We start from the raw sequence: 26,537 nt of genomic DNA, 5'->3' as shown, positions 1-26,537 counted from the left end.
GGCGGCTTTCCGCCGCCCCGTCCGGCTCACCGCGGCGGTGCCGTGGAGCCCCGTACGACCAGGCTGACGGGCAGGTCCCCTTTCTCGGGGGCCTGCCCGTCCAGTACGGCCAGCAGTGCCCGCATGCCGCGTTCGCCGAAGGCTTCCGCGTCGAGGCGGACGGTGGTCAGTTCGGGGTCGATGGCGGTGGCCAGGCCGAGGTCGTCCAGGCCGGTGACGGAGAGGTCGTCGGGGACGCGCAGTCCCGCTCGTCGGGCTGCCTTGTAGGCGCCGGCCGCCAGTTTGTCGTCGTCGCAGACCAGGGCCGTGGGCTGGGGTCCGGGTGCTCTGAGCGCGGCCTCCGTGGCGGTGCGGGCGCCTTCGATGGAGATGGGGGCGCGGGCCGTGCGCAGGTCGGTGCCGGGGGCCGCGGACAGTCGGGCCGCCAGTTCTCGGGCGCGTACTTCGAAGGTCCAGGAGGGCACGTCGGCCGCGAGGTGGAGGAAGCGGCGGTGGCCCAGGGTGAGCAGGTGGTCGGCGACCTGGCGGATGCCGTCGGCGATGTCGAGGTTGACCGTGGCGGCGCCGAGGCTGCCCTCGGGATCGCTGTCGAGCATGACCAGGGGCAGCTGGTCGCCCCGGATCGCCGTGAGGGCGTCGGCGGCCATGGAGGACGCGATGACGCCGTCCAGCGCGGCCTGCGCGGAGGCGAAGGGGTCCCGGGCGGGGCCCACGCCCTCGGGGGAGGGGTAGAGCACGACGCCGAAGCCGTGCTCGGCGGCCACGCGTGCGGCGCCCGTGTAGACCTCCGCGAAGAACTCCGTGGTCAGCGCGGGGACGACCAGCAGGACGGTGCGGGTGCGGCCCAGGCGCAGGTTGCGCGCGGCGAGGTTGGGGCGGTAGCCCAGCTCGTGGGCCGCCTCGCGGACCCGCTGTGCGGTCGGCTCGGAGACGCGGCCGCGCCATTTGTCGCCGAGTACCAGGGAGACCGCGGCCTGGGACACTCCGGCTGCCTGGGCGACGTCCCGGCTGGTGGGGCGGGTGCTGCCTTGTGCCACCGTTCGCCTGCGCTTTCGTCTGGACTCGTGAACTGGCGACATGGTACGTATGGCGGAGGTAGTTATACGTAACACGTCAGCACGTCTGCACGTCAGTGAGTGCAGCAGGAGAAGGGGGCGCCGCGTGGTCGCCGGGTATCTGGACATCCTCCGGGCGCGGCACGCCGTGCGGCTGCTGGTCGGCACGCTGGTGGGGCGGTTGCCGAACGCCACGGCGGCGATCGCGATCGTGCTGTTCGTGCGGGCGGAGGGCGGCTCGTACAGTCTCGCGGGGGCGCTGGCCGCCGTGTACGGCGTCGCGAACGCGGTGGGGCAGCCGGTGCTGGGGCGGCTGGTGGACCTGCGCGGGCAGCCCCTGGTGCAGTTGCCGGCGGCCGTGCTGTCGGCGCTGGCGATGGGTGTGTTCGCCTTCGCCGGTACCGGGTCGGCCGTGGTCGCGTATGTGGCCGTGGGTGCGGCCGGGTTGTTCACGCCGCCGTTGGAGGGCGGTTTGCGGGCGCTGTGGCCCAGTGTGCTCGGCAAGGAGGAGCAGGTGCACACGGCGTACGCGATGGACGCCGTGGCGCAGGAGGTCATGTTCACCGTCGGGCCGTTGCTGGTGACGGTGTGCGTGTCGTTGTGGTCGCCGCTGGTCGCGTTGCTGGTGCTCAACGGGCTGGGTGTGCTGGGCGCGCTGTCCGTGGTGGTGTCGCCGCCTTCGCGCGCGTGGCGGTCGGCGCCTCGGGAGGCGCACTGGCTGGGCGCGCTGCGTTCGGGCGGACTGCTGGCGCTGCTGGGAGCGTTCCTGTTCATCGGGATGGCGCTCGGTTCCATCACCGTGGCGTCGGTGCCGTACGCCGACGGGCACGGTGGTGACGCGGTGTACGGCTGGCTGATGGCCGCTCTCGGGCTCGGTGCGCTGGTCGGAGGAGCGGTGTACGGGGCGCGGCGGTGGACCGGTGAGCCGGCCCGGCGACTGCGCCTGCTGGTGGCTCTGCTGGCGGTCTGTTATCTGCCGCTGATGTGGATGCCGGGTGCCGTCGCGATGGTGCTGCTGACGGTTCTCGCGGGTGTCTTCCTGGCGCCGTGCATCGCTTGTGCGTTCGTCCTCGTCGATGTGCACGCTCCGCGCGGGACGGTGACGGAGGCGTTCTCGTGGCTGGTGACGACCTTCACGGTGGGGGCGTCGGTGGGGACCGGGCTCACGGGGCCCGTGGTGGAGCACGGTGGGGCCCTGTGGGGCTTCGCGGTGCCCGGGGCGGCGGGGGCGGTGTCGCTGCTCGTGCTGGTGGCCACGGGGCGGGTCCTCGCAGCTCCCGCGCGGGGAGCGGTGGTTGCGGCTTCATCGGAAAATGATCCAAACCGTGCCGTCGAACCCCGTTTCAGTTCGGGTCATCAGGCGTAATGTTCAGTCATGGACCGCCGCATTTTCGGGCTGGAGAACGAGTACGGCGTCACGTGCACGTTCAGGGGACAGCGCCGCCTGTCGCCTGACGAGGTGGCGCGGTACCTCTTCCGCCGTGTCGTGTCATGGGGCCGCAGCAGCAATGTCTTTCTGCGCAACGGGGCCCGCCTCTATCTCGACGTGGGATCACATCCGGAATACGCGACACCCGAATGTGACAACGTGATCGAACTCGTCACCCACGACAAGGCGGGCGAGCGCATTCTCGAAGGACTCCTGGTGGACGCCGAACGACGCCTGCACGAGGAGGGAATCGCGGGCGACGTCTACCTCTTCAAGAACAACACCGACTCCGCCGGCAACTCCTACGGCTGCCACGAGAACTATCTGGTGGCGCGGCACGGGGAGTTCTCGCGGCTCGCGGACATCCTCATTCCGTTCCTGGTGACCCGGCAGCTGCTGTGCGGCGCCGGAAAGGTGCTGCAAACGCCGCGCGGTGCGGTGTACTGCGTCAGTCAGCGGGCGGAGCACATCTGGGAGGGCGTCTCCTCGGCGACCACCCGCTCCCGTCCCATCATCAACACCCGCGACGAGCCGCACGCCGACGCCGAGCGCTACCGGCGCCTGCACGTCATCGTGGGCGACTCGAACATGTCCGAGACGACCATGCTGCTCAAGGTCGGCGCCACCGACCTGGTGCTGCGCATGATCGAGGCGGGCACGGTGATGCGTGATCTGACCCTGGAGAACCCGATCCGGGCGATCCGCGAGGTCAGCCACGACATCACCGGACGGCGCAAGGTGCGTCTGGCCAGCGGCCGGGAGGCGTCCGCGCTGGAGGTGCAGCGGGAGTACTACGAGAAGGCCGTGGACTTCTGCGAGCGCCGCGGTATCCGCACCGGCACCGTGGAGCGGGTGCTGGAGCTGTGGGGGCGCACGCTGGACGCGATCGAGGCCGAGGACCTCGACCGTATCGACACCGAGATCGACTGGGTCATGAAGTACAAGCTCATCGAGCGGTACCGGGCCAAGCACAACATGACCATGTCGCATCCGCGGGTCGCGCAGATAGACCTCGCCTACCACGACATCCACCGGCGTCGTGGCCTCTACTACCTGCTGGAGAAGAAGGGCCAGGCGGCCCGGGTCGCCAACGACTTGAAGATCTTCGAGGGCAAGTCGGTGCCGCCGCAGACCACTCGGGCCCGGCTGCGCGGTGACTTCATCCGGCGGGCGCAGGAGCAGCGGCGGGACTTCACCGTCGACTGGGTGCACCTCAAGCTCAACGACCAGGCGCAGCGCACCGTGTTGTGCAAGGACCCGTTCCGTTCGGTGGACGACCGGGTGGAGAAGCTGATCGCCGGGATGTGACCCCGGCCGGGTGAGTTACGCGTCACCGCGCGAAAGGGCGGAACGCCACACGGGCACCGTACGTTATCCGTACGGTGCCCTTCTCACGCCGTAGAGTTGCGCGCACGCCATCACGCAGTCCCCCATCGATACGAGGCCCCCACCGTGCGCCGACGTTCCCTCCTCATCGCCGTCCCCGCGGGACTGGCCACGCTCGCCGCATGCGGTGACGACGACTCCGGCTCTTCGGGCAACGCGACCGACAGTCCGTCGCCCGAGGCGTCGGCCACGACGTCGGCACCGCCGCCGCCGAAGATCGTCGACGGTCCGCTGCCGGCCATCACGGCGGGGACGAAGTTCGACGAGAAGCCGACGGTCGCCAAGGGCAGCGGGGAGCCGTCCAAGGACCTCGCGGTGAAGACGGTCATCGCGGGCGGCGGCAAGGCCGTCGCGGAGGGCGACTTCGTGTCGGCGAACTACCTCGGGCAGGTCTGGCAGAGCGCGAAGGTCTTCGACAACTCCTACGACCGCAAGACGCCTCTCGTCATCCAGCTCGCCCAGGGCAGCATCATCGACGGCTGGCGGTACGCGCTCACGGGCAAGAAGACCGGCAGCCGCGTCGAGTTCTCGGTGCCCCCCACCTGGGGGTACGGCGAGCAGGGCAACGAGCAGGCGGGCATCAAGGGCACCGACACGCTGGTCTTCGTGGTCGATCTGCAGGACACGTTCAACGCCAAGAGCTCCGCCAAGGGCAAGGAGGTGCCGCAGGACGACGCGGCGCTGCCCGAGGTCGGCACCAACACCGACGGCAAGGCGCCCTCCATCGAGGTGCCGAAGACCGACGCGCCGAAGAAGCTCGTGGCGGAGTACGTCCTGGAGGGCGACGGCGCCGAGGTCGGCGCGCAGGACAGCGTCCTCGTGCAGTACAAGGGCGTCGTGTGGGACGGCGGCAAGGAGTTCGACTCGACGTACAGCAGGAAGCAGCTGACGTCGTTCTCGCTGCAGCAGGTCGTCAAGGGCTGGTCGCAGGGTCTGACCGGCAAGAAGGTCGGCAGCCGCGTCCTCATCGTGATCCCGCCGGACCTGGGGTACGGCGACAGCCCGCCGGAGGGCAGCGGCATCGAGAAGGACTCCACGCTCGTCTTCTCGGTCGACATCCTGGCGAAGATGTGACGCTCCGGAGATGTAAGACTTGGCCCGTTGCCTTTCCGCAGACAAGCAGGAGCTGAACACGTGAGCATCGACAAGCCCGAGGTCGACTTCCCGGGCGGCGAGCCGCCGGCGGACCTCGAGATCAAGGACATCTGGGAGGGCGACGGCCCGGTTGCCGAGGCCGGTCAGACCGTGACCGTCCACTACGTGGGCGTGACCTTCAGCACGGGCGAGGAGTTCGACGCGAGCTGGAACCGCGGTGCGCCGTTCCGCTTCCCGCTCGGCGGCGGCCGCGTCATCGCGGGCTGGGACAAGGGCGTGCAGGGCATGAAGGTCGGCGGTCGCCGCCAGCTGACCATCCCGGCGCACCTCGCGTACGGCAACCAGAGCCCGACCCCGGCGATCCCGCCCGGCTCGACGCTGATCTTCGTGGTCGATCTGCTCGGAGTCTGATCCACGTCCGAACGGACGGTGATCAGAGCCGGTCATCAAGGGTCCATGCCTGTCCGGGCATGGGCCCTCGGCTTTTGCCGCGCCACCCCGGGGCGGTACGGTCATCCGTCGTAAGCACCATAGGGAGAAGGGCGTCGATGGCCATTGCCAAGGCCGAGCGGCTGATGAACCTGGCGCTGTGTCTGCTCGGGACACGGCGGCCGCTCAGCAAGCGTGAGCTGCGTGAGTCCGTCGAGGCCTACCTCGAAGCGGGCTCCGACGACTCCTTCAACCGCATGTTCGAGCGCGACAAGGACGACCTGCGCGAACTCGGACTGGTCATCGAGACCGTGGAGAGCCTCGACGGAGAGATCGGCTACCTGGCCCGCCGGGACAGCAACCGGCTGCCGCCGATCACCTTGGACGCCGAGGAGGCCGCGGCGCTGGGGCTCGCCGCGAAGGTGTGGCAGCAGGCCCGGCTCGCCGGCGCGGCCAGCGGCGCCCTGCAGAAGCTGCGCGCGGCGGGGCTGCCGGAGGACGTCGACCCCTATGAGCCGCACAGCGCGCTGGAGCCGCGCATCCCGGTGCACGAGGCGGCCTTCGAGCCGCTGATGCTCGCCTGCCGCGACCGCCGGCCCGTCGGCTTCGACTACCGCAAGGCCAACGCCGCGCAGCCCGAGCCCCGGCACGTGGAGCCCTGGGCGCTGGAGTGCTGGCGCGGGCACTGGTACCTGGCGGGCTTCGATCGCGACCGCGGGGCCGAGCGGGTCTTCCGGCTGTCGCGGATCACCGGCCGGGTCCGCTCGCGCGGCGGGCGCTTCACCGCGCCGGTGCCCGACGTCGTCACCGTCCGTGAGACGGTCGCGAGCTGGGCGGGGGAGACCGCCGACCGCTCCGCGCGGATCAGGCTGCGTGCGGGCGCGGGATACCCCTTGCGGGCGAAGGCCACCGCCGTACGGGAACTCGGTGACGGCTGGGACGAGTTGGAGATTCCGTACGGGCACGGCCTGGACGCCTGGCTGGTCGAGTTCGGGCCGGACGTGGTGGTGCTGGAGCCCGCGGAGTTGCGTGCGGACGTGGTGGACCGGCTGCGTGCCGTCGCCAAGGGCTGAGGGGGAGCGGACAACACAGTGGCAGGCAAACCGGTCAGGGCAGTGAACGCCATCGACCAGACCCGGCGGATGCTGTCCCTGGTGACGTATCTGAGGGAGCGTCCCGGGGCGCGGATCGAGGACGTCGCTCGGGCCTTCGGCATCACCGAGGACGAGCTGGTCTCCGACCTCGACGTGCTGCCCATGTGCGGCACCAGCTTCCGCGGCGGCGACCTGCTCGACATCGACACCGACGGCGAGCGCATCTGGTGGCACAACCCGGCCGCGCTCGGCGCCGACGCCGCGGAGCCGCTGCGGCTCGCCGCCGACGAGGCCACCGCGCTGCTGGTCGCCGCCCGGGCCGTGGCGACCCTGCCCGGCCTGCGCGAGAGCGACCGGCAGGCACTGCTGCGGGCGACCGCCAAGGTGGAGACCTCGGCCGGGGAGGCCGCGGGCGCCAGTTCGAGGCTGTCCGTCACCTTCGAGTCCGAGGGCGGCGTCTTCGCCGACGTCGACCGGGCGATCTCCGAGCGCCGCCGGCTGTGGATCCGCTACTACTCACCGGCCCGCGACGAGGTCACCGAGCGCGAGATCGACCCCATCCGGCTGGTCAGCGTCGGGCACACCTACGTGGAGGCGTGGTGCCGCCGCTCCGAGGCGCGGCGCACCTTCCGCCTCGACCGGGTCGCCGAGATCCGCATCCTGGACGAGCCGTCCGCGCCGCCCGAGGTGGAGCTGCGGGACCTGTCGGAGGGCCTGGTGCAGCCCGCCGCCGAGGACCCGGAGGTGGTCGTCGAGGTCGGCCCGGGCGGGCGCTGGGTCGCCGAGTACTACCCGCACGACAGCGCGGACGAACTTCCCGACGGCGGACTGCGCATCACCCTGCGCACCCCCGAGCCGGCCTCTCTGCGGCGGCTGGCGCTGCGGCTGGGCCGTGACGGCCGGATCGTCTCCCCGCCCGAGCTGGCCGACAGCGCCCGGCACGCCGCCCGGGAGGCGCTGGCCGCCTACGACGGGATCGAGGCGGCCGGTCCGGCAGCCGGCGTCGAGACGGTCGAGGGCCCGCACGAAAGGCAGGAGCGAGGACTGTGAGCGAGCCCCTGGGACCAGTTGGGCCGGGCATGTCGGCGGCGTCCGCGTTCGCGGGCATGAGACGGGTGTCGCCGATCGTGTTCAAGGCGGGCTGCCCGGACTGCCGGGGCCGCTTCGAACTCGCCGCGAGCGCCCTTCGGCTGGCCATCGGCGCCTCCAGCCGCACCACCTTCTACTCGTTCACCTGCCCCGAGTGCGGCTCCGCGGTCCGCAAGCCGGCGGGGGAGCGGGTGGTGGAACTGCTCACGGGCGGCGGGGTCAGGACACTGCGGCTGCACTCCACGGTCTAGTCTCGACGTCATGTTCTGGCCGATGTTCGCCGTTGCCCTGGGTTTCCTTGGTCTCGCCGTCCTCACGGTGTTCGCCGTGAAGGTGTTCGTGGAGACGCAGCGACTCGCCAGGCAGGTGACGGACTCGGCCCAAAGGATCGGCCGGGCCGCGGATGATCTGGAGCGGGCCACGGAGAGCGCCGCCCGTTCCGTGGACGCGCTGTGAACGCGGGAACCGCGCCACGCGGCTCCGCGACCGCCCGACGGACGCGCGCGAGTCGCGTTGTGGACCGATTCGCCCTGTCACCCCACAGGCCCCTGAAGGTACGCTGCTGGTCGCGGCCCGGAAAACGAGGCCCGGCCGCGGACGGGAGTACGCACGGGGATTGCCTCACGTTCACCCCTGAGCGTTACGATCGCTGCACAAGGCGATCGATCGGACGTGTGTCCGACCGGTCGGACAGCACCCCACCCAGCCGCCTCGGTGAGAAGGTAAAGACTTATGTTCGGAAGGCTCGGAGCCCCCGAGATCATTCTCATCCTCGTCGTCATCATCCTGCTGTTCGGCGCGAAGAAGCTTCCGGACATGGCGCGCTCCCTCGGCAAGTCCGCGCGCATCCTCAAGAGCGAGGCCAAGGCGATGAAGAGCGAGGGCAAGAACGACTCGTCCGCCCCCGCCGACCCGCCCAACCCCGAGCAGTCCGCGGCGCAGCGCACCATCCAGGCCGCCCCCGGTGACGTGACCAGTTCCCGCCCGGTCAACGAGCCGACGGACACGACCAAGCGCTGACGCAGGGCCGGTGACCTCCGGCCCGCCGCACGAGATGGGAACGTGGGTTGCTGAAGCCTGCCCGCACCAAGGAGAGGGACCCGGAGGGGCGGATGCCCCTGGCGGAGCACCTGCGTGAGCTCCGCAACCGGCTCGCGAAGGCACTGTTGGCCATCGTCGTCGTCACGGTGGTCGCCGCCTTCTTCTACGAGTGGATCATCAACGCCCTCACGGATCCGATCCTCCAGTCGATCGGCTGTGAGAAGTCCTTCGCGGAGCTGGCCGAGTCGACGGCCGGCTCGGAGCCGTGCGCGCAGATCACCATCAACGGTCTGCTCGGCCCGTTCACCCTGGCGCTGAAGGTGTCGCTGACGGCGGGCATCGTGCTGGCCTCGCCGGTCTGGCTCTACCAGTTGTGGGCGTTCGTCGCCCCGGGGCTGCACCGCAACGAGAAGAAGTACGCCTACGCGTTCGTCGCCACCGGTGCCCCGCTGTTCCTCATCGGCGCCTACTTCGCCTACGCGGTGCTGCCCACCTCCGCGGAGGTGCTGATCGAGTTCACGCCGAGCGACGTCGACAACCTGCTGCCGCTGGACGACCTGCTCGACCTCGTCACCCGCATGGTGATCGTCTTCGGACTCTCCTTCGAGCTGCCCCTGCTGCTCGTGATGCTCAACCTCACCGGAGTGCTGTCCGGCAGGCGGATGCTCGGCTGGTGGCGCGCGATGATCATGGGCATCACGCTGTTCGCGGCCATCGCCACGCCGAGCACGGACCCGCTGACCATGATCCTGCTGGCCGGGCCGATCTGGGTGCTGTACTTCGCCGCCGTCGCCGTCTCCCTGGTCAACGACCGCCGCAGGGCCCGTCGCGAGGCCCTGGAGCCCGACGACGACGAGGCGTCGGACCTGGACCTGAACCCCGAGAGCATCGGCGAGGTCGAGGCCGTGACCACCGCCCGCGCCCTGCCCGAGCAGGCCACGAGGGACCGGGTCAACGGCTACGACGACGTGACCTAGCGCCACCGGGGCGGTGACGGCAGGCGCCGCCGCCCCCACGGAACCCCCACAGGGCCGTTCCGGATAATGATCGTCCTGTTGTCAGTGCGGCCCGGTACGCTCGAAAGCACGATGACAGAGGATCTCTCACCGGCCGAGCGGTACGCGGCAGCCCGTCAGCGCGCTGTCGAGCAGGCCACCGCGCTCGCCACCTTCCGCGAGATGTACGACTTCGGCCTCGACCCCTTCCAGATCGAGGCCTGTCAGGCCCTCGAAGCGGGCAAGGGCGTGCTGGTGGCCGCGCCCACGGGTTCCGGCAAGACGATCGTCGGCGAGTTCGCCGTCCACCTCGCCCTCCAGCAGGGCAAGAAGTGCTTCTACACGACGCCCATCAAGGCACTGTCGAACCAGAAGTACGCCGACCTGTGCCGCCGCTACGGCTCGGACCGCGTCGGCCTCCTCACCGGTGACAACAGCGTGAACTCGGAGGCCCCGGTCGTCGTCATGACCACCGAGGTCCTGCGGAACATGCTCTACGCGGGCTCCCAGACCCTCCTCGGCCTCGGATACGTGGTCATGGACGAGGTGCACTACCTCTCCGACCGCTTCCGCGGCGCCGTGTGGGAGGAGGTGATCATCCACCTCCCCGAGTCCGTGACCCTGGTGTCACTGTCGGCGACCGTGTCCAACGCGGAGGAGTTCGGCGACTGGCTCGACACCGTCCGCGGCGACACCCAGGTGATCGTCTCCGAGCACCGGCCCGTGCCGCTGTTCCAGCACGTGCTCGCCGGGCGCCGGATGTACGACCTGTTCGAGGAGGGCGAGGGCCGCAAGAGAGCCGTCAACCCGGACCTCACGCGCATGGCGCGCATGGAGGCGAGCCGCCCGTCCTACCAGGACCGCAGGCGCGGCCGCGCCATGAAGGAGGCCGACCGGGAGCGCGAGCGCCGACAGCGCTCCCGGGTGTGGACGCCCAGCCGCCCCGAGGTCATCGAGCGGCTCGACTCCGAGGGCCTGCTGCCGGCGATCACCTTCATCTTCAGTCGCGCCGCCTGCGAGGCCGCCGTCCAGCAGTGCCTCTACGCCGGCCTGCGGCTCAACGACGAGGACGCGCGGGACAGGGTGCGCGCCCTCGTGGAGGAGCGCACCGCCTCCATCCCGACCGAGGACCTGCACGTCCTGGGGTACTACGAGTGGCTGGAGGGCCTCGAGCGCGGCATCGCCGCCCACCACGCGGGCATGCTGCCGACGTTCAAGGAGGTCGTCGAGGAGCTGTTCGTCCGCGGACTGGTGAAGGCCGTCTTCGCCACCGAGACCCTCGCCCTCGGCATCAACATGCCCGCCCGCTCGGTGGTGCTGGAGAAGCTCGTCAAGTGGAACGGCGAACAGCACGCCGACATCACCCCCGGCGAGTTCACCCAGCTCACCGGCCGGGCCGGCCGGCGCGGCATCGACGTCGAGGGCCACGCCGTGGTGCTGTGGCAGCGCGGCATGAACCCCGAGCACCTCGCGGGACTGGCCGGCACCCGCACCTACCCGCTGCGCTCCAGCTTCCGGCCGTCGTACAACATGGCCGTCAACCTGGTCGAGCAGTTCGGGCGGCACCGCTCGCGGGAGCTGCTGGAGACCTCCTTCGCGCAGTTCCAGGCGGACAAGTCGGTCGTCGGCATCTCCCGGCAGGTGCAGCGCAACGAGGAGGGCCTGGAGGGCTACCAGGCCTCCATGACCTGCCACCTCGGCGACTTCGAGGAGTACGCGCGACTGCGCCGCGAGCTGAAGGACCGGGAGACCGAGCTGGCTCGGCAGGGCGCCAACCAGCGGCGCGCCGAGGCCGCCGTCGCCCTCGAGAAGCTGAAGCCGGGCGACGTCATCCACGTGCCGACGGGCAAGTACGCGGGCCTCGCCCTGGTGCTGGACCCGGGCCTGCCCGCCGGCCGGTCCAACGGCCACCGCGGCTTCGAGCACCACGACGGACCCCGCCCGCTGGTGCTCACCGCCGAGCGGCAGGTCAAGCGGCTGGCGTCGATGGACTTCCCGGTGCCCGTCGAGGCGCTGGAGCGGATGCGCATCCCGAAGTCCTTCAACCCGCGCTCGCCCCAGTCCCGCCGCGACCTCGCCTCCGCGCTGCGCACCAAGGCCGGTCACATCCCGCCGGAGCGGGCCCGCAAGCAGCGGTCGCAGGCTGCCGACGACCGGGAGATCGCCCGGCTGCGCAAGGCCATCCGCGCCCACCCCTGCCACGGCTGCGACGACCGCGAGGACCACGCCCGCTGGGCCGAGCGCTACCACCGGCTGCTGCGCGACACCTCGCAGCTGGAGCGCCGGATCGAGGGCCGGACGAACACCATCGCCCGCACCTTCGACCGGATCGTCGCGCTGCTGACCGAGCTGGACTACCTGCGCGGCGACGAGGTGACCGAGCACGGCAAGCGCCTCGCCCGGCTCTACGGCGAGCTGGACCTGCTCGCCAGCGAGTGCCTGCGCGAGGGCGTCTGGGAAGGGCTCTCCCCGGCCGAACTGGCCGCCTGCGTCTCGGCGCTGGTCTACGAGTCCCGGGTCGCCGACGACGCGATGGCGCCGAAGGTGCCCTCGGGCCAGGCCAAGGCCGCGCTCGGCGAGACGGTCCGCATCTGGGGCCGACTCGATGCCCTGGAGGAGGACTTCCGGATCAGCCAGACCGAGGGCGTCGGCCAGCGTGAGCCCGACCTCGGCTTCGCCTGGGCGGCGTACATGTGGGCGTCCGGCAAGGGCCTCGACGAGGTGCTCCGCGAGGCGGAGATGCCGGCGGGCGACTTCGTGCGCTGGTGCAAGCAGGTCATCGACGTCCTCGGCCAGATCGCGGCCGCCGCACCCGCCCAGGGGTCCACGGTCCCGAAGAACGCGCGCAAGGCGGTCGAGGAGCTGCTGCGCGGGGTGGTCGCCTACTCGTCCGTGGGCTAGGGATGTCAGACAGCCCCTAGCCCGGGCGGACGGCACGCGACGAAGGCCCGGCGGGAGACCGCCGGGCCTTCGCGCGTTCGCGGGGGAGTCCGGCGCCCTTCCCTCATCACGGTGAGTGAATCTCGTACACCCGAACACGCTCACGCATCGTGTTCGAATGGTTCCCCGCAGTGCAAAAGTGCCGACCTTACTCCAGCCCCCAGGGCCGTTTCAGGCGGTTGCTGAATATGACACGACGATGATCCGCCCGGACTAAGCTCGCCCGCAGCGCACCGAGTTGAGGTGTAATCGCGCGCTTGTTCTCTATGCGTCGATGATCCCGACAACTCCCAGACCTACCCCGTCGCAAGCTCCCCCATCCCAGCCGATTCGTTTTCAGAGGGCCTACATGGTGAGTGTTGATTCCCCTCCAGGTCGCCGTGAACTTCCCTACGCGCGAACGCTGTTGCTGCCGGCCATACTGATGGCCGCGGCCACCGGGGCCGCCGTCGCCCTCGTGACGGAACCGGCCCGGCTCGCCGTCGGCCTGTGCGGTGCCGTGGCCACGCTGCTGGTGGTCTCCGCGGCGGCCGAAGCGGTACGCCGCGGCCGTGCGCTGCGGGCCGAGCGCGCCGCGCACGCCCGTCACAGCGCGTATCTGGAGCACCGGGCGGCGAGCCACCACGAGGAGATGGTCGAGCTCGGCGCCGTCGTGCTGCCCGACGTGCTGCACTTCATGCGCAGGGGGAACACGCCCGCGGAGGTGATGCGCCGCCTCGGCGAGGTGAACCCCGCCTACACCGAACTCGGCGAGCCCCAGCGCCGGCTGATCCGCATGGTCTGCGAAATCGTCGACCACCAGGACTCCATGCGCGAGTCCGCGGAGCGCTCCTTCGTCGACATCGCCCGCCGCGTCCAGGCGATCGTCCACCAGCAGAACAAGGAACTCCGCGAGATGGAGGAGGACCACGGGCGCAACCCCGAAGTCTTCGACGACCTCCTGCGCATCGACCACGGCACCTCGCTGATCGGCCGCCTCGCCGACTCCATCTCCGTGATCGGCGGCGGCCGGCCCGGACGCCAGTGGCCCGAACCGGTCGCCCTCTACAGCGTGCTGCGCGGCGCCATGTCCCGGATCCTGGAGTACCGCCGGATCAACCTGGCCTCCATCGCCAAGGTCAACATCAAGGGCACCGCGGTCGAACCGGTCATCCACGCCGCGGCGGAGCTGCTCGACAACGCCACCCGCTACTCACCGCCCGCGTCCAAGGTGCACGTCACCGCGACCGAGGTGCAGAGCGGTGTCTGCATCGAGATCGAGGACGCCGGCGTCAGCCTCAGCGAGGAGTCCCGCGCCCGCATCGAGGGCCTGCTGGAGCAGGCCAAGCGCGGCACCGACGTGCAGGACCTCGCCCACCACCCGCGCCTGGGCCTGTCCGTCGTCGGCCGGCTGTGCACGCAGTTCGGCATGGACGTCTCGCTGCGGGCCTCCGCGTACGGCGGGGTCCGCGCCATCCTCATCGTGCCGAGCAAGATGATGACCACCGAGCCCGGCGTCGGCCTCGCCCACGGCATCGGCGCGACCTCGATCCCCACCCCGGGCCCGGACGCGCTGCCCGGACCGCAGCGCAAGCCCAAGAAGCGCCGCCCCACCAGCCCGCGCATCCCGGCCGGCGTCTCCATGGAGGACGACGTCCCCGAGGTCACCGAGTGGACGGCGGGCGGTCTGCCGCAGCGACGCAGCCGGGTCAAGATGCCGCTCAGCCAGCGCCTCGCCGAACAGGCGGCCTGGGAGCGCGAGGATGCCGAGCGCGAGGCCCGCCTGGCCGCCGAACGCGCCCGCAACGGCATCCCGGCGCCCGCGGAGCCCGAGCCCGCGCAGCACAAGGACCAGGGCCTCCCGCCGGGGCACTTCATCGGGGCCTTCTGGGAGGGCCTCAAGCAGCACCCGGGCATCACCCAGGCCCACCAGCAGTCCAGCAGTGACGAGCCGGCCCACGCCCCGGCAGACGACGAGGGGAACCTCAAGTGATCGAGCAGCAAGGCAAGTTCGACTGGATGCTCCGGGACCTCTACGACGGCGTCCCGGGCATCGAGATGATCGTCGTGCTCTCCGCCGACGGCCTGCGCATCGCCCGCTACTCGGGGGACCCCGACGCCGCCGACCGGGTCGCCGCCGCCTGCGCGGGCCTGCAGAGCCTGGCGAGCGCCGTCAGCCAGGAGATCCCCACCAGCGACGGCGACATGAAGATGGTGCTCATCGAGATGAACGGCGGCTACTTCTACCTGATGGCCGCGGGCCCCAACGCCTACCTCGCCGTGCTCTCCGACGTCCGCTGCGAACCCGGCCGGATGGGCCTGAGCATGGCCGACCTGGTCGCCCGCATCGGCCCCCATCTCACCAGTCCCGCGCGGCGCAACGGGCAGACCGTATGACGCCTCCCCAACGCCAGAGGCGAACTCCCGGACCGGACCGGCCCGCCGAGTCCACCGGCCCCGCCCCACCCGGCAAAGAGGGCGAGACCCGCAACCCCGAGCGGCTCTTCGTCATCGGCGGCGAGGGCAACGGCGAGCGCGCCGACATCGACCTGGTCACCCTGATCGTGGCCCGCGCGGACCCCCCGGTCTCCGCCACCCCGGAACAGGCCGCCCTGCTGCGGCTCTGTGCCGCACCCCTGTCCGTAGCCGAGCTGTCGGCCTACCTGAGCCTGCCGTTCAGTGTGGTGACCGTGCTGCTCACCGACCTGCTGGCGGCGGAACTGGTGCAGGCCCGCGCCTCGATCGTCCGCCAGAAGGTGGCCGACCGGAACCTCCTCGAAGCGGTGATGCATGGACTTCAAAAACTCTGACACGATCCCCGGCCCGCGCACCGAGGACCGGCTGCCGCAGACGGCCGAGGCGGCCGTGAAGATCGTCATCGTGGGCGGCTTCGGCGTCGGCAAGACCACGATGGTCGGCTCGGTCAGCGAGATCAGACCGCTGACCACCGAGGAGACGATGACCCAGGCCGGCATCGGCGTCGACGACAACTACGGCTCCGCCTCCAAGACCGCCACCACGGTCGCCATGGACTTCGGCCGCATCAGCATCACCGACCAACTGGTGCTGTACCTCTTCGGCACACCCGGCCAGGAACGCTTCTGGTTCCTGTGGAACGGACTGTTCGAGGGCGCCCTCGGCGCGGTGGTCCTGGTCGACACCCGCCGCCTGGAGGTCAGCTTCGACGTCATGGGGCGCCTGGAGGAACGCGGCGTGCCCTTCGTGGTCGCCGTCAACACCTTCCCCGACGCGCCCCGTTACCCCGTCGCGGAGCTGCGGACCGCGCTCGACCTGCCCGAGGAGATTCCCATCCTCGACTGCGACGTACGGCGCCGCGCCTCCAGCCGCGACGTCCTGATGACCCTGATGCGCTTCCTGCACTCCCTCGCCATGAAGGGCGCGCTCACCTGACCGTGCCCGGACGACCCACCCCCTTGACCCCCACTTCTGCTGCGGAGCGACACTGTGACGCCTGAACGCCACTCCCCGACCGGAACGGGCGACCCCCTGCTCGACCCACCCCCCGGCTGCCCCGCGCACGGCCTCGGGCCGGGCGGACTGCACCGGCTGCACGAGGCGGACGACCTGAACGAGCTGTACGACGAACTGCGCGAGCGGCACGGGCCGGTGGCGCCGGCGCTGCTCCACGACGACGTACCCGTGTGGGTGGTTCTGGGACACGCCGAGAACCTGCACATGGTGAGCACCCCCGCCCAGTTCTGCCGCGACAGCCGGATCTGGAACCCGCTCAACGAGGGCATGGTCAAACCCGACCACCCGCTGATGCCGCACATCGCCTGGCAGCCCATCTGCTCGCACGCCGAGGGCGACGAGCACAAACGGCTGCGCTCCGCGGTCACCAGCGCCATGTCCGACCTCGACTACCGGGAGCTGCGCCGGCACATCAAGCGCTACACCCAGCGCATCGTCAACCGGTTCTGCGAGGAGGGCCGCGCCGACCTCGTCGGACAGTTCGCCGAGCACCTGCCGATGGGCGTGATGTGCCACCTCCTCGGCATGCCCGACGAGTACAGCGACCGGATGGTGGAGGCGGCCCGCGACACCCTCAAGGGCACCGATACGGCGATCGCCAGCCACGCCTACGTCATGGAGGCGCTGGGACGGCTCACCGAGGCACGTCGGGCCAACCCGCGGGACGACATCGCCGGGCGCCTCGTCAACCACCCCGCCGGGCTCACCGACGACGAGGTCAGGGAGCACCTGCGGGTGGTGCTCCTGGCCGCCTACGAGGCGACCGTCAACCTCATCGGCAACGTGCTGCGCGTGGTGCTGACCGACCCCGGCTTCCGCGCCCAGCTCAGCGGCGGGCAGATGACGGTGCCGGAGGCGGTCGAGCAGTCGCTGTGGGACGAGCCGCCGTTCAGCACCGTGTTCGCCTACTTCGCCAAGCAGGAGACGGAGCTGGGCGGGCAGCGCATCCGGGCCGGCGACGGACTGCTGCTGGGCATCGCGCCGGGCAACGTCGACCCGCGCATCCGCCCCGACCTCGACGCGAGCATGATGGGCAACCGCTCCCACCTCGCCTTCGGCGGCGGCCCGCACGAGTGCCCGGGGCAGGACATCGGGCGCGCCATCGCCGACGCGGGCATCGACGCGCTGCTGATGCGGCTGCCCGACGTGCAGCTCGCCTGTGACGAGGACGAGCTGCGGTGGCGGTCCTCGATCGCCTCCCGGCACCTGGTGGAACTGCCGGTGCGGTTCGAGCCCAAGGAGCAGCAGGACATCATGCAGCAGCCGAGCCACGCGCCCGCCCCCGCGCGGCGCCCCGACTGGCACGTCGGCATCCCGAAAATGGAAGAGCGGACGCAGCCGCCGGTTCCGTCGTACCCGCCGCAGCCGGTGCCCGCGAACGCCGCGCCGCCCCAGCCGGTGCCGTTCCCCGAGCAGCCCCGGCCGCGCGGTGCCTGGCAGCGCTTCCTGCTCTGGTGGCGCGGCTACTGACCGCCGGCCCACTCCTCGTACGCCGTCCACGCCCCGAGGGACCGTCCGCTGCGGAAGCGGTGCTCGCGCCCCGTGACGGGATCGGTGAACCCCAGCTCCCGCGCCAGCAGTTGCAGCGGGCGCCGGAAGTCGCTGGCCGGCACGGGGGCGGTCACCTCGGGGTAGAGGGGGTCGCCGAGGAGCGGCACGCCGAGGCTGTTCATGTGCACACGCAGCTGGTGGGTCTGGCCGGTGCCGGGCACCAGCCGGTACCGCCCCAGCTCCGGACCCCCGCCCGGGGCCCGGTGGTGCGCGGCCAGTTCTACGCGGGTGACGGCGTTGGGCTCGCCCTCGATCTCGCGGGCGGCCAGGATCCCGCGTTCCTTGAGAATGCGGCTGCGCACGGTCCGGGGGAGGGCGAGCCCCGGGGCGTACGGGGCGACGGCCTCGTACTCCTTGCGCACCCGGCGGTCGCCGAACAGGCTCTGGTACGCGCCGCGTTCCTCCGGGCGCACGATGAACAGGACCAGTCCCGCGGTGAGCCGGTCCAGGCGGTGCGCGGCACCGAGCGCGGGGAGGTCCAGCTCCCGGCGCAGCTTGGCCAGCGCGGTCTCGGTGACGTGGCCGCCGCGCGGGGTGGTGGCCAGGAAGTGGGGTTTGTCGGCGACGACGATGTGCGCGTCGCGGTAGACGACCTCCAGCGGGAAGGGGACGGGCACCTCGGCGGGCGTCTCGCGGTGGAACCACACGAACATCCCCGGCTCGTACGGCGCGTCCGCCGGCACCGCCCGGCCGTCCGCCGAGACGAACAGTCCGGCGGCGAACATGCCGTCGACGACGCCGGCGCCCGCGCCGGACAGCCGTTCCGCCAGGTGCTCGCGCACCGTGGACCACGGGCCGTGCGCGGGCAGCCGCACCCGCATCGCGTCGATGCCGTCGCGCTGCGGCAGGGGCGAGGGCGGGGGAGGGGGGCGGCGTCTCATCACCGCCAGCCTACGAGGCGGCCGACGGCGCCGGAAAAACGCTGGGCCGCCGGTGCCGCCGGTTGGCAGACTGCCGGACATGCCCTACCTGACGCACCCGGTCCTCGCCGCGGGCACCCTCTCCGGCACCCCGCAGCCCACGCTCCCCACGGGGGACGGGCTGCTGCTGCGCCCGTGGCGCGACGAGGACGCACCCGCCGTCCACGCGGCCTTCCAGGACCCGGTGATGCACCAGTGGCACATCCGGACCTCCGACTCCGAGGACGAGGCGCGCGGCTGGATCGCCGACTGGCGGCAGGGCTGGGAGCGGGAGCGGAACGCGCAGTGGGCCGTCGTCGAGGCGGCCGACGATCTGCTGGTCGGCCGGGTCGCCCTGCGGGAGATGGTGTTCTGGGACGGACTGGCCGAGGTCGCCTACTGGACCACCGCGGCCGCCCGCGGCCGGGGCGTCGCGGCCCGCGCCGCCCGGGCACTGGCCGCCTGGGCCCTGGACGAGGTCGGCTTCCAGCGCCTGGAACTCTCCCACGCGGTCGCCAACGAAGCGTCCTGCCGGGTGGCCCACAAGGCGGGCTTCGCCCCGGAGGGCGTCAAGCGCAGGGCCCTGCTGCATCCGGACGGCTGGCACGACATGCATCTGCATGCGCGGGTGCGCGGGGACTGAGCGGGTGGGGGGCCTGCGCGCCGGTGGCGCTCCGCCCGGGCGGTCGGTCATGGCGGGCCTGCCGGGCGCGTTCAGGGCGGGCTTTGCCCCGGGGAGGGCGTCGAGCGCAGGGCCTTGCCGCATCCGGACGGCCAGCACGACATGCATCTGCATGCGCGGGTGCGCGGGGACTGAGCGGGTGGGGGCCTGCGCGCCGGTGGCGCTCCGCCCGGGCGGTCGGTCATGGCGGGCCTGCCGGGCGCGTTCAGGGCGGGCTTTGCCCGGGGAGGGCGTCGAGCGCAGGGCCCTGCCGCATCCGGACGGCTGGCACGACATGCATCTGCACGCGCGGGTGCGCGGGGACCGAGCGGGCGGGTGGGGCGCCCGGCTAGGTGTATTGACCACGAGCGTTGTTAACAGGGTCGAGATCTTGATCATGGCGAAGACCTCCGGTGTGGTGGAGGTGTCTAGGCTTCACCACACGGAGGTCTTCGTGTCCCACCGTAATGCCCGTCTTACCGTTCACGGCAGACGAATCCTGGTCGAACGCGTCCTGTCCGGCCGTCCCGTCGCGCACGTGGCCGCGGAGATGGGTATATCCCGTCCTGCAGCCCACAAGTGGGTCCGCCGCTGGCGGACCGAAGGCGATGCGGGGCTGCACGACCGTTCCAGCCGGCCCCGCACCACTCCACACCGCACGCCGTCTGCGGTCGAGGCCCGGGTCTGCCGACTGCGTTCCGGGCGCAAGCTCGGCCCGGCACGCATCGGACCGATCCTGGGTCTTCACGCCTCGACCGTCCACCGCATCCTGGTCAGGCACGGTCTGAACCGTCTGGCCTGGCTCGACCGGCCCACCGGCGAACCGATCCGCCGCTACGAGCGAGCCAGAGCGGGCGAGCTGGTCCACGTCGACATCAAGAAACTCGGCAACATCCCCGACGGCGGCGGATGGCGAACTGTCGGCCGCGCGGCCGGTGACCGCAACCGCCAGTCCACCACCACCGAGCGCAAGAGCTGCACACCGGTAATCGGCTACAGCTACATCCACTCCGCCGTCGACGACCACTCCCGCCTGGCCTACAGCGAAGTCCTCACCGACGAGCGCAAGGAGACCGCCGCCGGCTTCTGGCAGCGGGCGAACGCCTTCTTCGCTGCTCACGGCATCACCGTCGAACGGGTCCTGACCGACAACGGCTCCTGCTACAAGTCCAGACTGTTCACCCAGACGCTGGCCACCGCGGGCATCACCCACAAGAAGATCCGGCCCTACCGGCCGCAGACCAACGGCAAGGTCGAACGCTTCAACCGCACCCTGCTCGACGAATGGGCCTACCTGCGGCCCTACACCAGCAACACCGAACGAACAGCAGCCCTGGCAGACTTCCTCCACACCTACAACCACCACCGCTGCCACACCGCACTCGGAGGCCAGCCACCAATCAGCCGCGTGAACAACGTTGCGGGTCAATACAGCTAGGCCGCCGGGGCGCCCTCCTGCTCGGCCTCGATGCGGGCGTTCCACTCGCGCTTCGAGGCCTGCCAGCCGTCCTCGTTGTGGCCGAGCCGCCAGTAGCCGGAGATCGACAGGTCCTCGCGGGAGATCTCCCGCTCGATCCGCAGATAACGGCGCAGTTCCTTGACGCAGGCCGCCTCGCCGTGCACGAAGATGTGCGGGCGGCCCTCGGGGAAGTCCAGCGCGCGCACCGCCTCGACCAGGGCCTGGCCCACCGGACGGGCGCCGCGGTGCAGCCAGACGACCTCCACGTCCGAGTCGATCTTCTGCTCCTCCTCGGGCCCGTCGACCTCCACGAACGCGAAGGCGCGGGCGCCGTCGGGCAGCGCCTCCAGGGAGCGGGCGATCGCCGGCAGGGCGCTCTCGTCGCCGGCCAGCAGGTGCCAGTCGGCCGTCGGGTCGGGGGCGTAGGCGCCGCCGGGGCCCATGAAGTGGACGGTCTCGCCCGGCCGGACGCGCTTGGCCCAGGGGCCCGCCAGCCCCTCGTCGCCGTGGATGACGAAGTCCAGCGTCATCTCGAGGTGCGCGGCGTCCCAGTGGCGCACGGTGTACGTGCGGGTCACCGGCCACTGGTCGCGGGGGAACTCCTCGCGGATCCGGTCCACGTCGAAGGGCTCGGGATAGGTCACGCCCTCGGCGGCGAACAGCAGCTTCACGTAGTGGTCGGTACAGGTGTCCGCGGAGATCTCGGCCAGCCCCTCGCCACCGAGCACCACACGCTGCATGTGCGGGGTCAGCCGCTCGGTGCGGACGACCTGTGCGGTGTGCGGCTTGCGCGGCTTGCGCGCCGGACGGTCTGCCATGACGGCCTCCCTGCTCACTGCGTGCGGATCACTGAGTTAGGTTCACCTAAGTTAGCATCCCCTTCCCGCTTCTCGCGTCACGAAGGGGAGATCCGCGACGTTCCGCACGCAGAGTACGACTTCCCCTCGACCGGGAGTCGACGCACCGCCCAGCCATTGCCTGCCGGCGCCGCACGCTCAGACGGTGAGCGTCGTCAGCAGCCGGTGCAGCGATCCGCCCAGGCCCCAGCGTGCCGCGAGGGCGTCCAGCGCCGCGGCGTCGCGCGGTCCGCGCGGCAGCGTGGTGGCCACGTCCGGCAGCGGCACGTCGTCGGCTACCCGGACGACCTTCGGGGCGACGTCCAGATACGGCCCGGCCTCGGTGAGCCGCTTGCGCTGCGAGGGCGTGAGCTTCGCCTTCGGGTCGTCCACGGCGGCCCGGATGCCCGCCAGGTCCCCGAACTCGGCCAGCAGCTTGGCCGCCGTCTTCTCGCCGATGCCGGCCACACCGGGCAGACCGTCGCTCGGGTCGCCGCGCAGCAGCGCCAGATCGGCGTACCCGCGGCCGTCGACCCCGTACTTCTCGCGCAGTGCGGCCTCGTCGGTGAGGTTGAGGGTGCCCACGCCCTTGACCGGGTACAGCACGCGCACGCCGCGGGCGTCGTCGACGAGCTGGTAGAGGTCCCGGTCGCCGGTGACGATGTCCACCGGACCCTTCGCCCGAGCCGTGTACGTGCCGATGACGTCGTCCGCCTCGTACCCGGCCACGCCGACACGGGCGATGCCGAGCGCGTCGAGGACGTCCTCGATGACCGGCACCTGCGGTGACAGCATGTCGGGCACCTCCTCCTCGTCGGGGCCCGCGGGGCGCTCCTCGGCGACGCGGTGCGCCTTGTACGAGGGGATCAGCTCCACCCGCCAGTGCGGGCGCCAGTCGGCGTCCATGCAGGCGACCAGGTGGTCGGGCCGGTGGTCCTTCACCAGGCGGTCGATGAAGTCGAGCAGGCCGCGCACGGCGTTCACCGGCGTGCCGTCGGGGGCCCGCACCGAGTCCGGCACGCCGAAGTAGGCGCGGAAGTAGAGGGAGGCGGTGTCGAGAAGCATCAGTCGTCCGGTCACGCCTCGCATCATGCCGCAGAGCGTGTGGACGAGTGAGGGAGGACGTGTGAACTGGGTCACTCTTGTGTTTGGTGCATAAGCATCGGGGCAGGTGCGCAGCCGGGTCGAAGCTGGTTGATGCATTCAACTGTTAGCGAGGCTTCACACCCTGTCCCTGCCCCCGATGCAAGAGGTAAGCGTGTCAGCGAGACTAGAAGCCGAGGGCCTGTTCAAGGTCTTCGGCAGGAAACCGGACCAGGCAGTCGAACGACTGCGCCAGGGGGACGTGCGGAAGGAACTGCACGCCGACGGCACCACGGCCGCCGTCATCGACGCGTCGTTCACCGTGGAGCCCGGCGAGATCTTCGTGGTCATGGGACTGTCCGGATCCGGCAAGTCCACGCTGCTGCGCATGCTCAACGGTCTGCTGGAGCCGACCGCCGGACATGTCCGCTTCGGCGGTCAGGACCTCACCGAGATCGGCGAGCGCAAGCTGCGCGACGTCCGCTCCAAGAGCATCAGCATGGTCTTCCAGCACTTCGCGCTCTTCCCGCACCGCAGCGTCCGTGACAACGCTGCCTACGGTCTTGAAGTGCAGGGCGTGCCCCGCGCCGAGCGCGAACGCCGCGCCGACGAGGCGCTCGCCCTGTGCGGCCTGGCCGGCTGGGAGAAGTCCTGGCCCGACGAGCTGTCCGGCGGTATGCAGCAGCGCGTCGGCCTGGCCCGTGCGCTCGCCACGGACGCCGATCTGCTGCTGATGGACGAGTCCTTCAGCGCCCTGGACCCGCTGATCCGCCGTGACATGCAGGACCAGCTGCTGGAACTCCAGAAGACCCTGAAGAAGACCATCGTCTTCATCACGCACGACCTCAACGAGGCCATGCGCCTGGGCGACCGCATCGCCATGATGCGCGACGGCCGGATCGTCCAGATAGGCACCGCGCAGGACATCCTGATACGTCCCGCCAACGACTACGTCGCCTCCTTCACCCAGGACGTCGACCGTTCCCGCGTGCTGACCACGGCCGCCGTCATGGAGACCGACCTGCGCGGCGACGAGGCCGACTGCGACTGCGAGACGGCCACGCCCGAGACGTCGTTCACCGACCTGTGCGCGATCAGTGCCCGAACCCCGCACCCCGTCGCGGTCGTCGACGGCGACGGCGAGCTGGTCGGCGTGGTCCCCACCCGTCGCCTCGTCGGCTTCCTCGGCGACGAGCAGGCCGAGCCCGGCACCTGCGACAGCCCGCGCGACCAGGGTCCGGAGAAGGTGATGGCCCGTGCCTAGGATCCCGCTCGGCGACTGGGTCAACAGCACCGTCGACTGGCTGCTCGAACACGTCGCGTGGCTCTTCGACTTCCTGAAGACCGTCTTCACCGGCACCTACGACGGCATCAACGCCGTCCTCCAGGCGCCCGAACCGCTGCTCCTCGCCGGTATCTTCGCGGTCGTCGCCTTCTGGCTGCGCGGCACGCTCGCCGGTGTGCTCACCTTCGTGGGATTCGCGTTCATCGACTCCATGGAGTTGTGGGAGAACGCGATGATCACCCTGTCGCTGGTGCTCGTCGCCACGATCATCGCCCTGGTGGTGGCGGTGCCCGTCGGCATCTGGGCGGCCCGCTCCGACCGGGTCAGCGGTCTGGTCCGGCCCGTGCTGGACTTCATGCAGACGCTGCCCGCGATGATCTACCTCATCCCGGCGATCCTGTTCTTCGGCACCGGCGCCTCCGCGGGCATCGTCGCCACCCTGATCTTCGCGCTCGCCCCGGGCGTGCGCATGACCGAGCTGGGCATCCGCCAGGTCGACAAGGAACTGGTCGAGGCCGCCGAGGCCTTCGGCACCACTCCCCGCAACACCCTGCTGCGCGTCCAGCTCCCGCTGGCCCTGCCGACGGTGATGGCGGGCGTCAACCAGGTCATCATGCTCGGCCTGTCCATGGCCGCGATCGCCGGCATGGTCGGCACCGGCGGCCTCGGCGGCGACGTCAACGAGGCCATCGGCCAGCTGAACGTCGGTCTCGGCTCCGAGTCCGGTGTGGCCATCGTGATCCTCGCGATCTACCTGGACCGCATGACCAGCGCGCTCGGCACCCAGGTGTCGCCGCTCGGCCGCCGCGCCGCCGCCAAGGCCCGCAGCATGGGCGGCCTGAAGATCTGGTCCTACCGCCCCCGCCCGCAGGTCGCCGTCATCGGCGTCGTCATCCTCGGCCTGGTGGCCGGCGGCATGGGCGTCTTCGGCGGCTCCGGCGACTCGGAGGCCGTCGCGAACGGCAAGAACGTCGGCCAGGGCAAGAAGGTCACCCTCGGCTACGTGCCGTGGGACGAGGGCGTCGCCTCCACGTTCCTGTGGAAGGAGATCCTCGAACAGCGCGGCTACGAGGTCGAGGCCAAGCAGTTCGACGCGGGGCCGCTCTACACCTCCCTGGCGCAGGGCGACATCGACATCGTCACCAACTCGTGGCTGCCGACCACCCACGCCCAGTACTGGAAGAAGTACGGCGACCGGCTCGACGACCTCGGCTCCTGGTACGACAACACGTCGCTGGAGCTGACCGTCCCGGCGTACATGAAGGACATCAACTCGCTCGAGGACCTCAAGGGCAAGGCCGACCAGTTCGGCGGCAAGATCACCGGCATCGAGTCCAGCGCCGGCGAGATGGCCCTGCTCAAGGACAAGGTCTCCAAGGAGTACGGCCTCGACAAGGAGTACAAGGTCGTCGACAGCTCCACGCCGGCGATGCTGGCCGAGCTGAAGCGGGCGATGAGCAAGAAGGAACCGATCGTCGTCACGCTCTGGTCCCCGCACTGGGCGTACAACGACCTCGACCTGAAGAAGCTCAAGGACCCCAAGGGTGCCTGGGGCAAGGGCGACGGCGTGCACACGCTCTCCCGCAAGGGCTTCGCCGGCGATGACCCCACCGCCGCCAAGTGGATGAAGGACTTCAAGCTGGACGAGAAGCAGCTCACCAGCCTGGAGGCCGAGATCAACAAGGCCGGCAAGGGCAAGCAGCAGGACGCCGTCCGCACCTGGCTGAAGAGCAACCCGGGGCTCGTCGACAAGCTCGCCCCGGTCGCGGGCGCCGGCGGCGCCACCCCGGCCGAGGCGAAGCGCGCCCTGGACGTGGCCTGGTTCCCCTGGGAGGAGGACGTCGCCGTCACCTACCTGTGGAAGAACGTCCTGGAGCGCCGCGGCTACAAGATGAACCTGAAGCAGATGGACGTCGGCCCGGTCTACACCGGCCTGGCCTCCGGCGACCTCGACCTCAACTTCGACGCCTGGCTGCCCCACGCCCAGAAGAACTACTGGGACAAGAACAAGGACAACCTCACCGACCTCGGCACCTGGTACGAACCGACCTCCCTGGAGATCGCCGTCCCCTCCTACGTGAAGGACGTCAAGTCCCTCGCGGACCTCAAGGGCAAGGCCGACCTCTTCGACGGGAAGATCATCGGCATCGAGCCCGGCACCGGTGAGATGCAGCTCGCCAAGGACGAGGTGCTGCCGGGCTACGGCCTGGAGGACGAGTACGAGATCGTGGACGGCTCCACCCCGGCCATGCTGGCCGAGCTGAAGCGCGCCTACGCCAAGAAGGAGCCGGTCGCGGTCACCCTGTGGTCCCCGCACTGGGCGTACAGCGACTACGAGCTGACCAAGCTGAAGGACCCCAAGAAGGCCTTCGGTGAGGGCAACACGATCCGCACCATCTCCAGCAAGAAGTTCCCCGAGCAGTATCCGCAGCTCACCAAGTGGATCAAGAACTTCCACATGAGCGAGGACGAGCTCGGCACCCTGGAGGCCGAGATCAAGGACCGCGGGCAGGGCCACGAGGAGGAAGCCGTCGCGGCCTGGCTCGAGGAGCACCCGGACATGGTGGGCCGGATGACCCCGTAGTAGCACCGCACACCGGTCACCCCGAGGGGTGGGCCCGGCCGCGCCTCCTGACGGCGCGCGGCCGGGCCCACCCCTCGGGTCGTGTCGGCCGGGGACACGGTAAGGATTTGGACAACCACGGAGCGCCAACCCCCTGCCCGAGCATCGCCTCGCCG

Annotated in this window: 24 protein-coding genes; 20 read left to right on the top strand and 4 right to left on the bottom strand. The window is 70.7% G+C overall.

The genetic code is table 11. The features are described from left to right. Positions 1 to 26: 26 nt before the first annotated feature. Positions 27 to 1,037: a LacI family DNA-binding transcriptional regulator gene (locus OIE75_RS07480; protein ID WP_329470052.1), complete on the bottom strand. Its 1,011-nt coding sequence runs from the start codon at positions 1,035 to 1,037 to the stop codon at positions 27 to 29. Positions 1,038 to 1,161: 124 nt separating this feature from the next. Between OIE75_RS07480 and OIE75_RS07475 the strand changes: the two genes are divergently transcribed. The 16 genes from OIE75_RS07475 to OIE75_RS07400 all read left to right on the top strand — a co-directional run bounded on the left by OIE75_RS07475 (position 1,162) and on the right by OIE75_RS07400 (position 17,494). Next, a complete protein-coding gene (locus OIE75_RS07475) occupies positions 1,162 to 2,421 on the top strand; it encodes an MFS transporter (protein ID WP_329470050.1) in 1,260 nt (419 codons plus the stop codon). Positions 2,422 to 2,430: 9 nt separating this feature from the next. After that, positions 2,431 to 3,792 (top strand): Pup--protein ligase, encoded by a 1,362-nt coding sequence (gene pafA, locus OIE75_RS07470; protein ID WP_064727032.1) that lies wholly within the window; start codon positions 2,431 to 2,433, stop codon positions 3,790 to 3,792. 144 nt (positions 3,793 to 3,936) lie between these two features. Then, positions 3,937 to 4,944 (top strand): FKBP-type peptidyl-prolyl cis-trans isomerase, encoded by a 1,008-nt coding sequence (locus OIE75_RS07465; protein ID WP_329470047.1) that lies wholly within the window; start codon positions 3,937 to 3,939, stop codon positions 4,942 to 4,944. A 60-nt stretch (positions 4,945 to 5,004) separates the two neighbouring features. Continuing rightward, on the top strand, positions 5,005 to 5,376 hold the full coding sequence (locus OIE75_RS07460) for an FKBP-type peptidyl-prolyl cis-trans isomerase (protein WP_307010728.1): 372 nt from the start codon (positions 5,005 to 5,007) through the stop codon (positions 5,374 to 5,376). Between the two features lie 137 nt (positions 5,377 to 5,513). Beyond that, positions 5,514 to 6,467, top strand: a complete 954-nt coding sequence (locus tag OIE75_RS07455) for a helix-turn-helix transcriptional regulator (protein ID WP_114528839.1) — start codon at positions 5,514 to 5,516, stop codon at positions 6,465 to 6,467. 18 nt (positions 6,468 to 6,485) lie between these two features. Next, positions 6,486 to 7,538: a helix-turn-helix transcriptional regulator gene (locus tag OIE75_RS07450; RefSeq protein WP_307010726.1), complete on the top strand. Its 1,053-nt coding sequence runs from the start codon at positions 6,486 to 6,488 to the stop codon at positions 7,536 to 7,538. 29 nt (positions 7,539 to 7,567) lie between these two features. Further along, positions 7,568 to 7,828, top strand: a complete 261-nt coding sequence (locus tag OIE75_RS07445) for a hypothetical protein (RefSeq protein ID WP_161328323.1) — start codon at positions 7,568 to 7,570, stop codon at positions 7,826 to 7,828. A gap of 10 nt (positions 7,829 to 7,838) precedes the next feature. Then, complete coding sequence (locus tag OIE75_RS07440) at positions 7,839 to 8,033, top strand: hypothetical protein (protein WP_307010724.1); 195 nt, start codon at positions 7,839 to 7,841, stop codon at positions 8,031 to 8,033. Between the two features lie 276 nt (positions 8,034 to 8,309). Then, positions 8,310 to 8,597, top strand: coding sequence for a Sec-independent protein translocase subunit TatA (gene tatA, locus OIE75_RS07435; protein WP_122617306.1), 288 nt, complete (start codon positions 8,310 to 8,312; stop codon positions 8,595 to 8,597). Between the two features lie 47 nt (positions 8,598 to 8,644). Beyond that, positions 8,645 to 9,595, top strand: coding sequence for a twin-arginine translocase subunit TatC (tatC, locus tag OIE75_RS07430; protein WP_307010721.1), 951 nt, complete (start codon positions 8,645 to 8,647; stop codon positions 9,593 to 9,595). A 66-nt stretch (positions 9,596 to 9,661) separates the two neighbouring features. Then, positions 9,662 to 12,514 carry a DEAD/DEAH box helicase gene (locus OIE75_RS07425; protein ID WP_307010720.1) on the top strand — a complete coding sequence of 951 codons (2,853 nt, stop codon included), beginning with the start codon at positions 9,662 to 9,664 and terminating at the stop codon, positions 12,512 to 12,514. 388 nt (positions 12,515 to 12,902) lie between these two features. Continuing rightward, positions 12,903 to 14,525, top strand: a complete 1,623-nt coding sequence (locus tag OIE75_RS07420) for a sensor histidine kinase (protein ID WP_307010719.1) — start codon at positions 12,903 to 12,905, stop codon at positions 14,523 to 14,525. A gap of 26 nt (positions 14,526 to 14,551) precedes the next feature. Next, positions 14,552 to 14,929 (top strand): roadblock/LC7 domain-containing protein, encoded by a 378-nt coding sequence (locus OIE75_RS07415; RefSeq protein ID WP_167308645.1) that lies wholly within the window; start codon positions 14,552 to 14,554, stop codon positions 14,927 to 14,929. Continuing rightward, on the top strand, positions 14,926 to 15,342 hold the full coding sequence (locus tag OIE75_RS07410) for a DUF742 domain-containing protein (RefSeq protein ID WP_122617302.1): 417 nt from the start codon (positions 14,926 to 14,928) through the stop codon (positions 15,340 to 15,342). Before OIE75_RS07415 ends, OIE75_RS07410 begins: the two co-directional genes overlap by 4 nt. Then, positions 15,323 to 15,943: a GTP-binding protein gene (locus OIE75_RS07405; protein WP_122617301.1), complete on the top strand. Its 621-nt coding sequence runs from the start codon at positions 15,323 to 15,325 to the stop codon at positions 15,941 to 15,943. Before OIE75_RS07410 ends, OIE75_RS07405 begins: the two co-directional genes overlap by 20 nt. A 54-nt stretch (positions 15,944 to 15,997) precedes the next feature. Continuing rightward, positions 15,998 to 17,494 (top strand): cytochrome P450, encoded by a 1,497-nt coding sequence (locus OIE75_RS07400; protein ID WP_307010710.1) that lies wholly within the window; start codon positions 15,998 to 16,000, stop codon positions 17,492 to 17,494. Here OIE75_RS07400 and OIE75_RS07395 read toward each other — a convergent pair. Next, positions 17,488 to 18,456, bottom strand: a complete 969-nt coding sequence (locus tag OIE75_RS07395; protein ID WP_329470045.1) for an RluA family pseudouridine synthase — start codon at positions 18,454 to 18,456, stop codon at positions 17,488 to 17,490. The two genes, OIE75_RS07400 and OIE75_RS07395, sit on opposite strands and share 7 nt — an antisense overlap. 79 nt (positions 18,457 to 18,535) lie before the next feature. Between OIE75_RS07395 and OIE75_RS07390 the strand changes: the two genes are divergently transcribed. Both OIE75_RS07390 and OIE75_RS07375 read left to right on the top strand, forming a co-directional pair. Continuing rightward, positions 18,536 to 19,117, top strand: coding sequence for a GNAT family N-acetyltransferase (locus OIE75_RS07390; RefSeq protein WP_329470043.1), 582 nt, complete (start codon positions 18,536 to 18,538; stop codon positions 19,115 to 19,117). Between the two features lie 472 nt (positions 19,118 to 19,589). Further along, entirely contained in the window at positions 19,590 to 20,573 is a 984-nt protein-coding gene (locus OIE75_RS07375; protein ID WP_329473948.1) for an IS481 family transposase, read from the top strand. Here OIE75_RS07375 and OIE75_RS07370 read toward each other — a convergent pair. Further along, complete coding sequence (locus OIE75_RS07370; protein ID WP_329470042.1) at positions 20,570 to 21,412, bottom strand: siderophore-interacting protein; 843 nt, start codon at positions 21,410 to 21,412, stop codon at positions 20,570 to 20,572. The genes OIE75_RS07375 and OIE75_RS07370 overlap by 4 nt on opposite strands. Positions 21,413 to 21,589: 177 nt before the next feature. Further along, complete coding sequence (locus OIE75_RS07365; protein WP_329473947.1) at positions 21,590 to 22,495, bottom strand: 5'-3' exonuclease; 906 nt, start codon at positions 22,493 to 22,495, stop codon at positions 21,590 to 21,592. Positions 22,496 to 22,688: 193 nt separating this feature from the next. On the opposite strand from OIE75_RS07365, the gene OIE75_RS07360 reads away from it, so the two are divergent. After that, positions 22,689 to 23,777, top strand: a complete 1,089-nt coding sequence (locus OIE75_RS07360) for a quaternary amine ABC transporter ATP-binding protein (RefSeq protein ID WP_307010702.1) — start codon at positions 22,689 to 22,691, stop codon at positions 23,775 to 23,777. Next, positions 23,770 to 26,382, top strand: coding sequence for an ABC transporter permease/substrate binding protein (locus tag OIE75_RS07355; protein ID WP_307010700.1), 2,613 nt, complete (start codon positions 23,770 to 23,772; stop codon positions 26,380 to 26,382). Before OIE75_RS07360 ends, OIE75_RS07355 begins: the two co-directional genes overlap by 8 nt. Positions 26,383 to 26,537 lie beyond the last annotated feature (155 nt).

Source organism: Streptomyces sp. NBC_01723 (assembly GCF_036246005.1).
In the GTDB taxonomy this organism is placed as follows: domain Bacteria; phylum Actinomycetota; class Actinomycetes; order Streptomycetales; family Streptomycetaceae; genus Streptomyces.
This window is presented reverse-complemented; position numbering and strand designations above follow the sequence as displayed.

What these genes read in the sequence shown, in the direction of transcription:
- OIE75_RS07445 (WP_161328323.1), top strand. Translation starts at nt 7,568, where the DNA reads ATGTCGGCGGCGTCCGCGTTCGCGGGCATGAGACGGGTGTCGCCGATC.
- OIE75_RS07420 (WP_307010719.1), top strand. Translation starts at nt 12,903, where the DNA reads ATGGTGAGTGTTGATTCCCCTCCAGGTCGCCGTGAACTTCCCTACGCG.
- OIE75_RS07440 (WP_307010724.1), top strand. Translation starts at nt 7,839, where the DNA reads ATGTTCTGGCCGATGTTCGCCGTTGCCCTGGGTTTCCTTGGTCTCGCC.
- OIE75_RS07395 (WP_329470045.1), bottom strand. Translation starts at nt 18,456, where the DNA reads ATGAGACGCCGCCCCCCTCCCCCGCCCTCGCCCCTGCCGCAGCGCGAC.
- OIE75_RS07410 (WP_122617302.1), top strand. Translation starts at nt 14,926, where the DNA reads ATGACGCCTCCCCAACGCCAGAGGCGAACTCCCGGACCGGACCGGCCC.
- OIE75_RS07390 (WP_329470043.1), top strand. Translation starts at nt 18,536, where the DNA reads ATGCCCTACCTGACGCACCCGGTCCTCGCCGCGGGCACCCTCTCCGGC.
- pafA (WP_064727032.1), top strand. Translation starts at nt 2,431, where the DNA reads ATGGACCGCCGCATTTTCGGGCTGGAGAACGAGTACGGCGTCACGTGC.
- tatA (WP_122617306.1), top strand. Translation starts at nt 8,310, where the DNA reads ATGTTCGGAAGGCTCGGAGCCCCCGAGATCATTCTCATCCTCGTCGTC.
- OIE75_RS07405 (WP_122617301.1), top strand. Translation starts at nt 15,323, where the DNA reads ATGGACTTCAAAAACTCTGACACGATCCCCGGCCCGCGCACCGAGGAC.
- OIE75_RS07415 (WP_167308645.1), top strand. Translation starts at nt 14,552, where the DNA reads ATGCTCCGGGACCTCTACGACGGCGTCCCGGGCATCGAGATGATCGTC.
- OIE75_RS07455 (WP_114528839.1), top strand. Translation starts at nt 5,514, where the DNA reads ATGGCCATTGCCAAGGCCGAGCGGCTGATGAACCTGGCGCTGTGTCTG.
- OIE75_RS07365 (WP_329473947.1), bottom strand. Translation starts at nt 22,495, where the DNA reads ATGCTTCTCGACACCGCCTCCCTCTACTTCCGCGCCTACTTCGGCGTG.
- OIE75_RS07425 (WP_307010720.1), top strand. Translation starts at nt 9,662, where the DNA reads ATGATCGTCCTGTTGTCAGTGCGGCCCGGTACGCTCGAAAGCACGATG.
- OIE75_RS07370 (WP_329470042.1), bottom strand. Translation starts at nt 21,412, where the DNA reads ATGGCAGACCGTCCGGCGCGCAAGCCGCGCAAGCCGCACACCGCACAG.